Source organism: Blastopirellula marina, from assembly GCF_002967715.1.
GTDB classification, from domain to species: domain Bacteria; phylum Planctomycetota; class Planctomycetia; order Pirellulales; family Pirellulaceae; genus Bremerella; species Bremerella marina_B.
Map to the genome: position 1 here is coordinate 69,536 of NZ_PUIA01000094.1, position 15,721 is coordinate 85,256.

A 15,721-nucleotide genomic window follows, 5' to 3' on the forward strand; every position below is an offset into this window, starting at 1 on the left:
CTCGACTATGATTTAGCAATCGTCTGTGGAATGTTGGGTGGACTGACTGTTTCCCTTCTGATTCGTGCTCTACACGAAAAAGTCCACAACGTATGTATGATCCTTGCAAGTTTCTTGACTAGCGGGATTATCTGCTTGCTCTACTTTGTTGTTTACGATCTCAGTTATTCTCTTTAAACCATCCCTGAACTGCCGAGACGTCGCTGCAGGATCTCCAAATGATGCCGCACGTGCCCGACGCAGCAGCGGCCTAGATTTCGTACGCTCCACTGGTAGCCACTGGCCGTCCCTTCGCGGTCGAACGCCTCGGCTGGGAGCGTGCGAAATAGTTCGATGGTCGCTTGCCGCACCAGCGTCAGCTCGCGCAGCAGATCTTCGTAGGTCCGATCCTTAAAGTTCGCCGTCAGCATGTAGGCATCTTGATCAAACCCTGGCAGCGGCGTGGTGTCTCCCCGCGCGAATCGCAGGGCTCGATACGCGAACACGCGTTCAGTGTCGCTCATATGCCCGACGACTTCTTTGATGGTCCACTGATAAGGGGGATGCACGATCACTGACTGGTCTTCTGACACCAGCTGAAATTTGGGGAGTTCCTGCTCCAGCTGAATCTGAAGTGCTGTTGCACAGTCCTCCTCAGAAGCCAAATCCAGGTAACGCTGAAAGGGTGCAGGATCAGTCATAATTACTCTGAGAAGTAGAAGTTACTTTAATTCCAAGCCGCCCTAACCAGGACAATTTTTCAGCGTACAAAGTTCATTAACGGAATTGAACTTCATGCTTTCGCCCCGATTCCTCTAAGGGGGCCATTATGGTAAATTACCCTGCTTTAACGCATAAACGCGTCCAAACACTAACCCTACTATCCTGAAGAGTCGGCTCCTTATGAAGGCGATTGCGGTTAAACCCGGGACCCCGAACAGCGTTCATCTTCGTGATATCCCTGAACCTTCCCTCGCTCAGTTTCCCAACGGCAAGGGCGTACTGGTGAAGGTGCTCAAAGTTGGGGTCGATGCGACCGACAAGGAAATCAACGAAGCCCTGTACGGCAACGCCCCTCCAGGGGACGACTTCATGGTCATCGGCCACGAGTCGTTCGGCATCGTCGAAGCGGTCGGCGAGAACGTCACACGCTTCAAGCCAGGCGACTACGTCACCGCCACGGTTCGTCGTCCGGGTGGTTCGATCTACGACAAGATCGGCACCTACGACATGACCAGCGAGGAAACCTACTACGAACGCGGCATCAACCTGCTGCACGGTTACCTCACCGAGAAGTTTGTCGACGAAGAAGACTACATCATTCGCGTCCCGCAAGGCCTGACTCACCTGCACGTCCTGATGGAGCCCATGAGTTGTGCCGCCAAGGCCGTGCATCAGGCCTACGAAGTGCAGCGTCGCATGAAGGTCTGGAGCCCTAAGGTCGCCTGGGTGATGGGTGCCGGCCAGATCGGCTTGCTCACGACCCTTTGCCTGCGTCTGCGTGGTCTGCAGGTCAGCACGATCGCGCGTTCCCCTGGCCCGCATCTCAAGCAAGAGATCACCGAGGGAATGGAAGCCAGTTACGTGAGCACCAAGAACATCGACTTGGACGAACTGGTCAAGCAGACCGGCCGGCCTGACATCATCGTCGACGCCACCGGTAGCAGCGTGATCGCTTTCGAGAGCATGAAGTACCTGGGGCTGAACGGTGTGTTGGTCTTCACCAGCGTCACCGGAGACAGCGATAAGCACGAACTGCCGACCTCGAAGATCAACCTGGAATGGGTTTTGGGTAACAAGCTGCTCTTGGGTAGCGTGAACGCCAACCGCGATCACTTCGAGATGGGCATCAAAGATCTGGCCCTGGGCGAAATGATGTACCCAGGCGTTTTGGAAAAGATCCTGACCAACCCAATCGACGGTTTGGACAACTATGCCGAAATGATGCGACTACTGGTCGAAGACAATTCGGCGCTGAAGGTATTTGTGAACGTCGCTTCCGAGTAACCATCGATCTAATAATTGATAATGGGCCCGCGATGGGGTCCGGAAGGCCAGCGGGCGATGCCTTGGACACGCCCGCAATCACTTTCGGACATTCAAGCGGGCCTTACGTTTGCGCATCTGCATTTCGCAAGCTGCCCGATCTGCTAGAATGATGGTTCCGGAAAGGAATCCCCAATAATCCCTCCCCTGCCCTTCTTACTTATCCAGGACAACCCGATATGAAAAAGCCAACCAGTGGCGGCGGCTGGCAAGCGATCCGGTACACCTTTCAGAAAGCTCGCGAGTCGGGCGGGTACTGGAAGTTCTGGAAGGCCATGCGAAGCAAGAATGCCTGCAAGACATGTGCTCTGGGCATGGGAGGCCAAAAGGGAGGCATGGTCAACGAGCAAGGCTCGTTCCCCGAAGTCTGCAAGAAATCGATGCAGGCCATGGCCGCCGACATGCAAGGTGCCATTCCCCAAGACTTCTGGAATACCTATAGCATCGCCCAGTTGCAGAAGTTCACACCGTACCAGATGGAACATGCTGGACGTCTAACACAGCCCATGCTGTGGGAGGCCGACCAGCAGAACTATCGGCCTATCACGTGGGACGATGCCCTGGGGCGCATCATCAACAAGCTGAAGGCGCTCACTGCCGACGAGACCTTCTGGTACTTCAGTGGCCGTAGCAGTATGGAAGCAGGCTTCCTGCTGCAATTGTTCGCTCGTTTGTACGGTACCAACAACGTCAACAACTGCAGTTATTACTGCCACCAGGCCAGCGGCGTTGGCTTGGCAAGCACCATTGGCAGCGGCACAGCGACGATCGTCCTGGAAGATGTCGAGCATGCCGACCTGGTCTTCCTGATTGGCGGCAACCCGGCCAGCAATCACCCGCGACTGATGTCGACTCTCAAGCAGGTTCGTCGACGCGGCGGCGAGGTGATCGTTATCAACCCCGTTATCGAAACGGGCCTGGTCAACTTCCGCGTACCTAGTGACCCGATCAGCCTCTTATTTGGCACCAAGATCGCGACACTCTACGTTCAACCAGATATTGGCGGAGACCTGGCACTGCTTTACGGGATCGCCAAACGGGTAGTGGAACTTGGGGGACACGACCAGGAGTTTCTTGACAATCACTGCGAGAATACGACGGAGTGGCTTGAGTTTCTAAAGAATCTTTCCTGGGAAGAGATCGAAACCAAATCAGGCGTCGGCAGCCTACAGATCGCGGACATTGCTCAGCGTTACATCAAAGCCAAACGTGTCATCTTCAGTTGGACAATGGGTATCACGCATCACGCCCACGGCGTGGACAATGTTCAAGCGATCGCCGGCCTGGCAGCGGTGCGCGGGATGGTCGGCAAGCCGGGCTGCGGCTTGATGCCCATCCGCGGGCATTCCAACGTGCAAGGGATTGGTTCGGTCGGCGTTACCCCTACACTCAAGCAGGCCATCTTCGATGGGCTCGAAAAAGAGTACGGCGTTCAGCTACCCACGACGCCAGGACTCGATACGCTTGGCTGCATGGAAGACGCCCACTCTGGCAAATTGAAAATGGGTTTCTGCCTGGGTGGCAATCTGTACGGTAGTAACCCCGATCTGGCCTTCGCGGCGGAGTCGATCCAAAACCTCGATACGATGGTCTACTTGAGCACCACGTTGAATACCGGCCATGCGCACGGCCTGGCCAAAGAGACGATTATCTTGCCGGTGCTGGCCCGTGATGAAGAGCCCTATAAGTCGACGCAGGAATCGATGTTCAACTATGTCCGCATGTCCGAAGGAGGACCGCGGCGCCTGGACGGCCCGCGCGGCGAGGTCGATGTGATCGCGTCGATTGGCGAAGGAGTTCTCGAGAATCGCACTCCGATCGATTGGAAGTCGATGCAAGACACCAACAAGATTCGTGCTGCCCTGGCGAAGGTCGTGCCCGGCTTCGAGAAGATTGCCGACATCGACAAGACCAAGCAAGAATTCCAAATCGATGGGCGAACTTTTCATACGCCCAAGTTTCCCACGCCCAGTGGTCGGCTAATTCTGCATCATCACGAGATCCCCGCACTCAAGGGGACCGGAGAAAACGAACTGCGGCTGATGACCGTACGTAGTGAGGGACAGTTCAACACGGTGGTTTACGAAGAGTACGATATCTATCGCGGCATCGATCGCCGAGATGTCATCGTGCTTCACCCAAACGACTGCAAGCGTCTGGGGGTCTCCGGCGGGCAGAAAGTGACTATCCAGTCGAACATTGGCCAGATCGATGGTTTCGTTGTCCACGAGTTTGAAGACATCAAACCTGGGAATGCGTTGATGTATTACCCTGAGGCCAACACCCTCGTTTCCCGAACGGCCGATCCCAAATCCAAAACGCCTGCGTTCAAGGGGGTTGTGGTTACCGTTCGTCCCGCCTGATTTTAAACCTTAGGAAGCCTCCCGCTGAGAATTACTTTTGCCCTGTATTCGTCCGTCGCTAGAATGATTCTGCGCGGCATCCTCTTTTGAACACCCTCCGGAATGAATTGGAAAAAAGACGATCTACTCTGCTTTCACCTGGGCGTTGCAATGCGAAAGATCTCGCGAATTTACGCCGAAGGTTTAGCGGCATACGAAGTCACCCCAGCTCAGTTGTTTATGCTTTCTTGTCTGGATTGCCAGAACGGCCAGAAACCTAGCGAATTGGCCGAAGAGGTCCATCTGGATGCCAGCAGCATGACCGGTCTGCTAGATCGCACCGAAAAGGCAAAGCTGATCCGCCGCATGCGTGACCCAGCCGATCGCCGCGCGTTGCGGATTTACTTGACCCCGCAAGGCAAAGAGACCGTCGAACGCCTGAAGCCAGTCATTGAGCAACTGCAGGAAAAAGTTCACGAGGACTTCTTTGCCGGTTGTAGCGAAGAGCAAATTGCGTGTTTCTTAGAAATACTTCGCAGTGCTGGCTCTTCCCCAGATCGCTCCAGCTAGTTCCATCTCAGGAGATACACCATGTCCATGATCGAGCGTCTGCAACACCAACTCGATTCTGCCCGTGGCTTCACGACGCGCATCCTGGCCGACTTTCAAAACCCTGAGGACTGGGTGGCACAGGTCTGCAATCAAAGCAACCATGCACTCTGGTTTATTGGTCATATGGCCACGACCGACAACTTCTTCATCTCGCTCTTGGCCCCCGAGAAAAGCGCGTCCAAAGAGCACTACCAAGAACTGTTCGGCCTTGGTTCGACTCCGTCCCCTAAGCTGGAAGACTACCCGCCGATTGAAGAAGTACGTGGCTACATGGACGACCGCCGCCAGGTACTGCTCGCGATCCTGGCATCGCTGAGTGACGAAGACCTCGCTACGAAGACGCCTGACGGCACGCCCGACTTCCTGGCCGACTATGGCCAAGTATTCGAGACGGCGATCTGGCACGAAGGCCTGCACAGCGGGCAGCTAACAATGGTTCGCCGGTCACTCGGCCATCAACCGACGATGACTCCACCCCCGAGCACGCCAGGCGTCTAACCTACTGCCGTCACCATCAACTTTTCAGCGGCTTCTAACCCCAATGCCGTGACGCGGCCTTCGATTTCGATGGTGACGATACCGGCTTCGGCGCGGCAGGTTATCAACTTCGCTTCGCAGCCAGGCTGCAGCGATTCTTCGCTCAGGTAACGCAAGAACTCTGGGCTTTGCTCCATCACCCGCACCAAGCGGAACGCCTTGCCGGGCTCCCATTGGGTGAGCTTGACCCCCTGCTCCGTACGAATCTTGCCATCGGCCGTCGGTATCGGATCACCGTGCGGATCGGACGAGGGATAACCAAGAAATTGATCGATTCGATCGACCAGAAAATCACTGACGGCGTGCTCCATGTTCTCGGCTTCTTCGTGGACTTCGTCCCAAGCCAGGTCGAGCGTATGTACCAGAAACAGTTCGATCAATCGGTGCCGCCGCAAAACACGCAGGGCCAGCTTGTGGCCGCTTTCGGTCAGGCGAACCCCTTCGTATTTGGTATACGAAGCCAAGCCGGTCTCACTCAGGGTCTTCAGCATGCTGGTGACCGTCCCCGGCGAGACTTCCAATGCCGTCGCGATTTCACCGGTCGAGGCCGCTTTTTCCGGTGCCTGAAGCGCGATCTGATAGATCGCTTTCACGTAGTTTTCAATCGTTAAACTGGGCATGGGGGTCGGCTCCGGTGGTTTCAAGGCACCGGAATTTTAGACGGTTCACCGCGAGGCGACAATCTGAGGCACACCGAGCGGAAGCGTTAGTCGATCATCCCACGCGATTGCAGCAGTTCGTAGATCTTGTCGACGCATTCGTCCACGCTCAGCTCGTGCGTAGGAAGAATCAGGTCGGAATTCTCCGGAGCTTCGTAGTCGTAGCTGACGCCTGGGAAGTTGGCGATCTCGCCACTGTCGGCCTTGGCGTACATGCCGGAATCTTCTCGCTGGCGGCACACTTCGACCGGAGCCGACAGGTAGACCGTTAGGAAGCGATCGGTACCCACCACTTCGCTGGCCCGCTGCCGAACTTCGGCACTCGGGGCCAGGAACGCCGCGATGCAGAGCATACCGGAATCATTCAGCATCCGGGCAATCTCGCTACCACGACGCAGATTCTCGCTACGCTGTTCGGCGGTATAGCCCAGATCTTTGCTGATGCCGCGACGAAGGTTTTGGCCATCGAGCACCACGCTTGTCTTCCCTTCGTCGAACAGGCGACGTTCTAGAGCGTAGGCGATTGTCGTCTTGCCGGCACCGGTCAAACCGGTCAGCAGCACCGTCGCGGGCGTTTGACCAAAGCGAGCGGCACGTTCCTCGGCCGAGACGTTCCCCTTGGTGCTCTGCAGGGTCTCGTCCCCTTCGACGTCCCACAGTTCATCCGTATCGCTTGAATCGCGATCGATGATCATACCGGCACCCACGGTGCGGTTGGACATGTAGTCGATCAGGATGAATGCCCCAGTCGTCTTGTTCTTCGCGTACGGATCGAAGCAGATCGGTTGATTCAGCTTGATGCTGCAACGGCCGATTTCATTGAGCTTCAGGGCCGGCGTATCCTCGCGGTGTAGCGTATTCACGTCAACGTTGTAGCGAACTCGTGAAACGGTTCCGGTCATCATCTTCGTGGTGTGTTTCACGAAGTACTGCTTACCTGGCACCAGCGGTTCTTCCGACATCCACACGACCATCGCGTCGAACTTGCTATCGACTTTCGGACGGTTCCCGGGACGTACAATGACGTCGCCGCGGCTGCAGTCGATTTCGTCCTCAAAAGTCAGCGTGACCGACATCGGCGGGTACGCTTCTTCGACATCGCCATCCATCGTGACGATACGCTTGACCTTGCTCGTCTTCTTGGACGGCAACACCATGACTTCTTCACCGGGGCGAATCGTGCCGGAAGCGACCGTGCCGCAGAAACCACGGAAGTTCAAGTCGGGCCGGTTCACCAATTGCACTGGGAAACGGAAGTCTTGTAGATTGCGGTCGGAACCGATGTACAGGTTCTCGAGCATGTGCATCAGCGTGGCACCTTCGTACCACGGCATCTTCTCGCTCTTCTCGACCAGGTTGTCCCCCTTGAGGGCCGAGAGCGGAATAAAGTGCACATCGTCGGCCGACATCTTCGCGGCGAAGTCGATGTAATCTTGCTTGATCTTCTCAAATACTTCTTGGCTGTAATCAACCAAGTCCATCTTATTGATGGCGACGACAATATGGCGGATGCCCAGCAGCGATGTGATGAAGCTGTGCCGCTTGGTTTGGGTTAGCACGCCTTGGCGAGCATCGATCAGAATGATGGCCAAGTCAGCGGTTGAGGCACCAGTGGCCATGTTGCGGGTGTATTGTTCGTGCCCTGGGGTATCGGCGACGATGAACTTTCGCTTGGCCGTCGAGAAGTAGCGATAGGCCACGTCGATCGTAATGCCCTGCTCACGTTCTTCCTTCAATCCGTCGGTCAACAGGGCCGGATCAATCTCGCCGGCAACCGTGCCGTGCGTGGCCGACTCTCTTTCGATTGCTGCCAACTGATCTTCGTAGGCGGCCTTCGATTCGATCAGCAGCTTACCTAGCAGCGTGCTCTTACCGTCGTCGACACTGCCGCACGTCAAAAACCGCAGCAGTTCCTTCTTCTCGTGCTGGGCGAGATAAGCATGAATGTCAGTCGCGATCAGGTCAGATTTATGGGACATGCGTCAGTTTTCAATTTTCAGTGTTCAGATTTCAGTAGGATTCAAGGTCCAGCTATTCCAAGCTTTCAGTACTTTCCGTTACTGAAAACTGAACACTGAACACTTGCCCGTCTGCGGGCACCACTTCCTTAGAAGTAGCCCTCTTCCTTCTTTTTCTGCATCGAGGCACCCTGATCTTTGTCGATCGCGCGGCCTTGGCGTTCGGAGGTGGTCGTCAGAAGCATTTCCTGAATGATTTCAGGCAGGTTGTCGGCTTCCGATTCGACGGCACCGGTCAGCGGATAGCAGCCGAGCGTACGGAAGCGAACCATCTTCTCTTCCACCTTCTCACCTGGCTGAAGCTGAAAGCGGTCGTCGTCGACCATGATCCACATATCATTTCGCCAGACGACCGGACGCTTGGCCGAGTAGTACAGCGGCACAATCGGAATCTTTTCCAGGTGGATGTATTGCCAGACGTCGAGCTCCGTCCAGTTGGAAAGAGGGAACACGCGAATGCTTTCCCCTTTATTCACCTTGGTGTTGTAGAGACTCCACAACTCGGGACGCTGATTCTTTGGGTCCCAGCGGTGGTTTCTGTCGCGGAACGAAAAGACGCGTTCCTTGGCTCGTGACTTCTCTTCATCGCGGCGGGCACCACCGAATGCCGCGTCGAATTTGTACTTGTCGAGTGCCTGCTTCAGCGAGACTGTCTTCATCAAGTCCGTGTGGCGGACACTATCCTCGAACGGATCGATGCCGATCTTCTGACCTTCTTCGTTGATGTGCACGATCAGATCGAGCCCCAGTTCCTTGCGAGCGTAGTCCTCGCGGAACTGAATCATTTCCTTGAACTTCCATGTCGTGTCGACATGCATCAAAGGAAACGGCGGCTTGGCCGGATAGAAGGCCTTCAAGGCCAATTGAACCATGACGGAAGAATCTTTTCCAACGGAGTACAACATCACCGGGTTCTCAAACTCGGCCGCGACTTCGCGGATGATGTGGATGCTCTCTGCTTCCAACTGTTTGAGATGCGTAATCTGATAACCGGACATCAATCAATCGCTGTAGGTTGAAGTTAGGCAGCTTGCTCAAGTTGCATCAGGCCAACTGCCGCTGGGGTCGGTCGCTCTCTTTATTGCCTGGGAAAGCCAGGAGAGAATCGTCTGATTATACGGGTCGTAACTAATATCAACAACGACACTAATCGACCGTAAGTTGAACTGGCTTAACACTCTTTTGATTTTCTGTGGCGATATCCGGCCATTGCGACGTTGACCAGCGCAAGCTCTCAACCAACCGGTATTTAGGGCTCTTTGCGACCTTTCGGCCAAACTTTTACGATCACGCTAGGATGATCGTTACCGGGGGTCTCGTATTCGTGGGCATTGCGAATCTCGACCCCCTTAGTCACGCCATGATGACGGGCTTCTTTGACTTCTTCGAGCCAGCGCCCACCTTTGATGGTCAGCAAACGGCCGGCAGCTGGCCAATGTCCATCTAACCACGTTAGCAGCTTCTTCATCGGCGCAACCGCACGGCAAACAACGGCATCGAAGCTGAAGTCTTCCAGAATCTCTTCCGCCCGATTGTGGTAAACGGGAACCTCCAGCTCGAGCTGCTCGACGATGGCCTGCATCGCGTGGGCCTTTTTGCCGACCGAATCACATAAGGTGACACGTATATCGGGCCGCAGGATCGCAATCACAATCCCGGGAACGCCCCCGCCACTTCCCATGTCGAGAATTTCTTCGTTGGGCTTCAGCTGACCAGCCAGTGCCAGACTGTCGATCAAATCGCGAGAGACGAACTTATCGTAGTCGGTGTGCCGCGTGAGGTTCAGCGATTTGTTGATCTCCCACAGCGCGTCGATATACCGCTGAAGTTGATCGCGGATTTCCGCAGGCAGAGGAGCCCCATACTTTTGCAGGGCATCTTCAAGAGTGGCGCTGGGGGAACCGTCTTCGCTCATACTGGCTTTCAGTGAGAATTCATCCGACAGACAGGCTCAAACCAAATCGCCTGTCAATTCCCACTATTTGACCATGATTCGCCCATTTGGGCCATGACACTCACCGCAAAGCTATTTCTTTTCGTGCCGCGATAGCACCACAATCCGGTGCGCTGTAAGGTGCTGCTTCGTGTATTGGTCTAGCGGAGAGATCTGCCCGTAAATACCTACCTGCATCCGGGCATATCGCCGCAAGTTCAGCCCTGGCGAAGGACTGACGAACTGAAGCACATTCCCCTGAGCATCGGTCAAGGCGAACGGCGGCGTGTATTGATTGGGATTCCGGGTCGACGAGGCCCGCGTGATGACTGGCATCAACCACCCTTTACCATCGTATCGCGGGTCAAAACCGTCTTCTTTAAACGAAGCAGCTGGGTCGCTGGAGGGCTCGACTTCTCCGAGCTTTTCGTCGCTGACCAGCGGTGTTTTTAGCGGAATGGATGCCGCCGAAATCGCTTCCTTGGTCGCCAGCTTACGCTCGTAGAGCTCGTTGAACTGCTCGATTTTCTCCAGTAGCAACCGGGCCTTACCCCGCTCTAGTGGCGTTTCCCCTTCCACGATTAGCCGCTTGGCTTGATCCTTAAGTGGCTTGAAATTCCACTCGTCGACCGGCTTGATGCACTCGCGGCTAACGTGCAGTTCGAGCTCGATCAGGTTCAAACTAGTGCCGGGCCCAATTTCGTCGAGTGGTTGTAGTTCACCAGTGATGTTCGCACCCGGCCGATCGGCCTCTTCATCGAAGGAAACAGGTCGAACTGCGCTCAGCTTCTCCTCGTTCGCTGTCCAGAACTTGTCATCCTGCAACGTCTGAGCCATGGCAGCCGAGTCAACGGTCGGTCCCTGAGGACGCGGCTGAATACCGATCGCTTCAACAAAATGCTTGTTGATCCAGCGGAATTCGCCGGCCGGGGGCGCGATACGATAGAATGCTTCCTTCTTGCCGGTCTGGGGGTCGCGAAGCTCCACGATCCCCAGCACTTCCAGCGGTTCGTCCTGGTCAAGCTTGACGTGCGTGATGTGGTGTTGGTCGCTGATTTGGCTACCGACGAAAGCAGGTGCTTCCGCCGTGCGAACATGGGCAATCCGGCGGTCATCGCCATACGAAAGATCTTCGGCCCGCACCAGGCTGAATTCATTTTCGGTCGGGCGAATGGCCAGCCAACCTCCGACATCTTCACGGTAGACATCCACGACCGTGTTCTTTTCCAGGTAGGCAGTGGGATAGTAGTTCTGCCCCGGGCCGCTACGGGTGAAGACCTGGGCGGTAGTGATACGTCCCTTGTAAGGTTCACTTGCCAATGCGGTCGCAGCGCACGGCAAAATGCCAGCAAGCATCAGCAAGCAAAGTGGTCGAAAACAGAACATAGCCGGGTCCCTCAGGCAAGAACTTGAGTCATTACCCGAGGAAATACCAAAAAAACGCGGTTGCCGGCAAGATTGATTTCAGTGCTATCGCGACCGGGTTTAGAACTTATGTCCCTTCTGAGGACCATCTTTCGTCATCGAAAGGATCTCGGGGCCGTTCTCGGTCATAAGAATCGTGTGCTCGAACTGGGCACTCAAGCTGCGATCGCGCGTGCGGACCGTCCAACCATCGGTCGGATCGAGTTGGGTTGCGGCACCTCCGATGTTGATCATCGGTTCAATCGTGAAGCAGACACCTGGCAGCAGGCGAACCGAGTGGGCAGCACGTGTCGGCACATGAGGAATCGAAGGATCTTGATGGAATCGTCGACCTAAGCCGTGCCCGACAAACTCCTCGACCACGCCAAAGTTGTATTTCTTAGCCTCTTCGACAATCACCCGGCCAATTTCCGAAACGCGGCACTCGGGGTAGATCGCATCAATGGCCAGGTACAAGCAGTCAAACGCACACTGGGTAACCTGCTTGGCTTCTGGGGTCACTTCACCAATCAAGAAGGTTTCCGATTGATCGCCGTGCCATCCGTCGACGATCGACGTCAGGTCGACGTTAACGATATCCCCTTCTTTCAGCTCGTACTTGTCTGGAATCCCATGGCAAATGACTTCATTGATGCTAGTACAGCAGCTTTTCGGGAAGCCTTGGTAATTCAAACAGGCCGGCGTGTGTCCATGATCGAGTGTGTACTCGTGCACCATTCGATCAATGGCCTCGGTCGTGATGCCAGCTTTGACATGAGGGCGCACGAAGTCCATCAGTTGCGCGTTGAACTGACAGGCAACTCGCATCGCGTCGCGTTCGGAATCAACCAGCTGAAGATGACGTCGTCCGTGAAGCATAAGGATTCAGGGGTTCGTGTTGGGGGGTCGTAATTTTGGGAAACCAGCAGTCTACCAGGGTAATCGTCTTGGCAACATGCAATTCTCGCGAAATCCTGGCACAGATTTTATCTACGAGGTCGCTATTGCGCGAACGTTCCGGAGAACCAATGGGGTCCTTGAATTGTCAGTTTTCGTGTGGACCATTAGAATCGTTACCTTCGCGAGACTGTGGGAAAGCCCTATGTAACAACATTTTGCGGCGATCCCACCCCAATCGACCCAAATTTCGAGCAGACCAAGCTGCGGGATCACCGCAAATTAGACAACTGGATATCACCCATGCCTCGCTACAATCCGGCCCAGATCGAACCCAAATGGCAAAAGTACTGGGACGAGAATCAAACTTTCCGCACGCCTGATCTCCCCAGCGGCGAGAAGCTTTACGTCTTGGATATGTTTCCCTATCCAAGTGGTGCCGGCCTCCATGTAGGGCATCCCGAAGGTTACACGGCAACCGATATCGTCTGCCGCTTTGCTCGCATGAACGGAAAAAGCGTCTTGCACCCGATGGGCTTCGACTCGTTCGGGCTTCCGGCGGAAGAATACGCGATCAAGCATAACGTCCATCCTCGCGAAACGACCGAAAAGAATATCGGCGAATTCATCCGCCAGTTGAAGATGCTTGGCTTCAGCTATGACTGGCAGCGTCAGATCGCCACGACCGACGTCGACTATTTCCTTTGGACGCAGTGGATTTTCCTCGTTCTCTTCGACACGTGGTACGACCACGACGCCGGCAAAGGCCGCCCAATTGCCGAGCTTCCGATCCCCGACGACGTGAAAGCCGAAGGGGACGAAGCCGTCCGCGATTACCAGGACGAACATCGTCTGGCTTACGTTAGCGAGGCCCCAGTCAACTGGTGCCCCGAGCTTGGCACCGTGCTTGCCAACGAAGAAGTGATCGACGGCAAGAGCGAACGCGGCGGCCATCCCGTGCAGCGGCTGCCCCTCCGCCAGTGGATGCTTCGCATTACGGCCTACGCTCAGCGATTGGAAAGCGATCTCGAATCACTCGACTGGTCAGAAAGCATCAAGCAGCTTCAGCGAAATTGGATTGGCCGTAGCGCTGGTGCGGAAGTCGACTTCTTCCTCGGCACTGCCCAGCAGTACACTCCGTGGGAGATCGAGCGTAAGAAGCTCGGCTACCCTCGCAAACCAGGCACCGACGTGCTTCGCGTTTACACGACGCGTCCCGATACGCTTTTCGGGGCCACCTACATGGTCATCGCCCCGGAACATCCGCTTGTCGATCAACTGACCACCGCTGAGCAGTCCGACGCCGTGAAGAAGTACTGCCAGGCAGCCGCGTTCAAGTCCGACTTGGAACGCACCGAGCTTGCCAAAGACAAGACCGGCGTCTTCTCTGGATCGTATGCCATCAATCCGGTTACCGGTCAGCCCGTGCCGATCTGGATCGCCGACTACGTCCTAGCCAGCTACGGCACCGGGGCCATCATGGCCGTGCCGGCGCATGATGATCGCGACTTCGAGTTCGCTCAGAAGTTCAACATCCCGGTGATTGCCGTTGTCGACCCAGGCGACAAGTCCGACATCGACCGCGACGCGGTCCTTGCCGGCAAGGCCTGTGCGACCTTCGATGGTGTAGCGATCAATTCCGGCAAATACAACGGCATGAAGACCGCCGAGGTGAAGGCGCAGATCGCTCTCGACCTCGAACAGAACGGCCTCGGCCGCGAAGCGACCAACTTCAAGCTTCGCGACTGGCTCTTCAGTCGCCAGCGTTTCTGGGGCGAGCCTTTCCCGATCCTCAAAGAGCTGGATGCCAACGGCGAACCTACCGGCAAGATCCGCGCCGTACCGGTCGATCAGCTTCCGGTCGACTTGCCGCAGATCGAAGATTACAAGCCAATCGGGCGTCCGGAACCGCCGCTTGAAAAAGCGGACGAGTCGTGGCTTTACCCGGTCATCGACGGCGTGAAGTACAAGCGTGAAACGAACACCATGCCGCAGTGGGCTGGCTCGTGCTGGTACTACCTTCGCTTCATCGATCCGAAGAACGACCAGGTCTTCGTCGATCCAGAGAAAGAAAAGGCCTGGATGCCGATCGATTTGTACATCGGTGGTGCCGAACACGCCGTGCTTCACCTTTTGTATTCTCGCTTCTGGCACAAGGTGCTTTACGACCGCGGTTACGTTTCGACACCGGAACCCTTCCAGAAACTCGTCAACCAAGGGATGATCTTGGGCGAGATCGAATACATGGGCTTCCAAACGGAGGATGGTTCGTGGATCGCTAGTAACCTCGTGAAGAAGCAGGAAGACGGTTCGCTCGTCGATGACAAGGGGAACGCGGTCAAGTCGGTTGCACTTGCCGAGGGGGATGTCTTTAAGAAGGGGGACGGCTTTGTCCTAGCCGCTAACAACGACATCCGTATCGACTCGCGTGCCCACAAAATGTCGAAGAGCCGCGGCAATGTCGTGAACCCGGATGACGTCGTGCGTGATTTTGGTGCCGATAGTCTTCGCCTTTACGAAATGTTCATGGGCCCGCTTGAAGCGACCAAGCCATGGGCAATGGATGGTGTGAAGGGGGTTCGTGGGTTCCTCGATCGAGCGTGGCGTATGCTCATCGATCACAACGCCGAAGAGGTGGTCCTCAACGCGGCCATTCAAGACGTCGAGCCGACCGAAGAGCAGAACAAGATACTCCATCGTACGCTCAAAAGCGTCACGCATGACCTCAACAACATCAGCTTCAACACGGCCATTGCCCGCTTGATGGAGTTCACCAACTTCTTCACCAAGGAGTCGACGCGGCCCAAGAAAGCGATGGAGTGGTTCGCCCTCATGCTTTCGCCGTTGGCACCTCACTTAGCAGAAGAATTCTGGCAATTACTTGGCCACGGTAACACATTGGCTTATGAGCCATGGCCACAGTTCGTCGAGTCGTATACCAAGGACAACGAGGTCGAAGTCCCCGTACAGATTATGGGTAAAGTTCGCGGCCGTATCACGGTTCCAGCCGACATTAAGAAGGATGATCTTGAAGCTCTTGCAAAGGCCGACGCTCGCGTTCTGGAACTTCTCGAGGGAAAACAAATCGTGAAAACGATCGTCGTTCCGGGTCGTCTTGTAAATTTCGTCGTGAAATGAACTTAGCATCGTTCACTGCGGTTGACGCGAAGCAACTTACGACGGATGCTTACAAGCAATGATTTGCTTCCGTTAGACTATGCCTAACAGAGAAGCCGGACCGAATATGGCAATTTGGTAAACCTATTGGAATCAGAAAAATTCTGATTCTTGAGG

At 55.4% G+C, this 15,721-nt stretch carries 12 protein-coding genes; 5 read left to right on the plus strand and 7 right to left on the minus strand.

Going from position 1 to position 15,721, the window contains the following annotated elements; genetic code table 11:
• Positions 1 to 173: 173 nt before the first annotated feature.
• Entirely contained in the window at positions 174 to 680 is a 507-nt protein-coding gene (locus tag C5Y96_RS26220) for a DinB family protein (RefSeq protein WP_105359558.1), read from the minus strand.
• 202 nt (positions 681 to 882) lie between these two features.
• On the opposite strand from C5Y96_RS26220, the gene C5Y96_RS26225 reads away from it, so the two are divergent.
• The 4 genes from C5Y96_RS26225 (at position 883) to C5Y96_RS26240 (ending at position 5,477) form a co-directional block, all read left to right on the plus strand.
• Positions 883 to 1,986, plus strand: coding sequence for a glucose 1-dehydrogenase (locus tag C5Y96_RS26225; RefSeq protein WP_105359559.1), 1,104 nt, complete (start codon positions 883 to 885; stop codon positions 1,984 to 1,986).
• A gap of 218 nt (positions 1,987 to 2,204) precedes the next feature.
• Positions 2,205 to 4,388 carry an FdhF/YdeP family oxidoreductase gene (locus C5Y96_RS26230; protein ID WP_105359560.1) on the plus strand — a complete coding sequence of 728 codons (2,184 nt, stop codon included), beginning with the start codon at positions 2,205 to 2,207 and terminating at the stop codon, positions 4,386 to 4,388.
• A gap of 102 nt (positions 4,389 to 4,490) precedes the next feature.
• A complete protein-coding gene (locus C5Y96_RS26235) occupies positions 4,491 to 4,937 on the plus strand; it encodes a MarR family winged helix-turn-helix transcriptional regulator (protein ID WP_105359561.1) in 447 nt (148 codons plus the stop codon).
• A gap of 21 nt (positions 4,938 to 4,958) precedes the next feature.
• Positions 4,959 to 5,477, plus strand: coding sequence for a DinB family protein (locus tag C5Y96_RS26240; protein ID WP_105359562.1), 519 nt, complete (start codon positions 4,959 to 4,961; stop codon positions 5,475 to 5,477).
• Here the strand turns inward: C5Y96_RS26240 and C5Y96_RS26245 are convergent.
• The 6 genes from C5Y96_RS26245 to map all read right to left on the minus strand — a co-directional run bounded on the left by C5Y96_RS26245 (position 5,474) and on the right by map (position 12,409).
• Entirely contained in the window at positions 5,474 to 6,136 is a 663-nt protein-coding gene (locus C5Y96_RS26245) for a metal-dependent transcriptional regulator (RefSeq protein WP_105359563.1), read from the minus strand. The two genes, C5Y96_RS26240 and C5Y96_RS26245, sit on opposite strands and share 4 nt — an antisense overlap.
• 86 nt (positions 6,137 to 6,222) lie before the next feature.
• Positions 6,223 to 8,154: a sulfate adenylyltransferase subunit CysN gene (gene cysN / locus C5Y96_RS26250; protein WP_105359566.1), complete on the minus strand. Its 1,932-nt coding sequence runs from the start codon at positions 8,152 to 8,154 to the stop codon at positions 6,223 to 6,225.
• Positions 8,155 to 8,282: 128 nt separating this feature from the next.
• Positions 8,283 to 9,191, minus strand: coding sequence for a sulfate adenylyltransferase subunit CysD (cysD, locus tag C5Y96_RS26255; RefSeq protein WP_105359568.1), 909 nt, complete (start codon positions 9,189 to 9,191; stop codon positions 8,283 to 8,285).
• A gap of 251 nt (positions 9,192 to 9,442) precedes the next feature.
• The gene (rsmG, locus tag C5Y96_RS26260; RefSeq protein WP_105359569.1) at positions 9,443 to 10,108 is read right to left on the minus strand and encodes a 16S rRNA (guanine(527)-N(7))-methyltransferase RsmG; all 666 of its coding nucleotides are present in this window, start codon (positions 10,106 to 10,108) and stop codon (positions 9,443 to 9,445) included.
• Between the two features lie 111 nt (positions 10,109 to 10,219).
• Positions 10,220 to 11,512, minus strand: coding sequence for a hypothetical protein (locus tag C5Y96_RS26265; protein WP_105359570.1), 1,293 nt, complete (start codon positions 11,510 to 11,512; stop codon positions 10,220 to 10,222).
• A gap of 99 nt (positions 11,513 to 11,611) precedes the next feature.
• Positions 11,612 to 12,409 (minus strand): type I methionyl aminopeptidase, encoded by a 798-nt coding sequence (gene map / locus C5Y96_RS26270; protein ID WP_105359571.1) that lies wholly within the window; start codon positions 12,407 to 12,409, stop codon positions 11,612 to 11,614.
• Positions 12,410 to 12,730: 321 nt separating this feature from the next.
• Between map and leuS the strand changes: the two genes are divergently transcribed.
• On the plus strand, positions 12,731 to 15,565 hold the full coding sequence (gene leuS / locus C5Y96_RS26275; RefSeq protein ID WP_105359572.1) for a leucine--tRNA ligase: 2,835 nt from the start codon (positions 12,731 to 12,733) through the stop codon (positions 15,563 to 15,565).
• Positions 15,566 to 15,721: the final 156 nt, after the last annotated feature.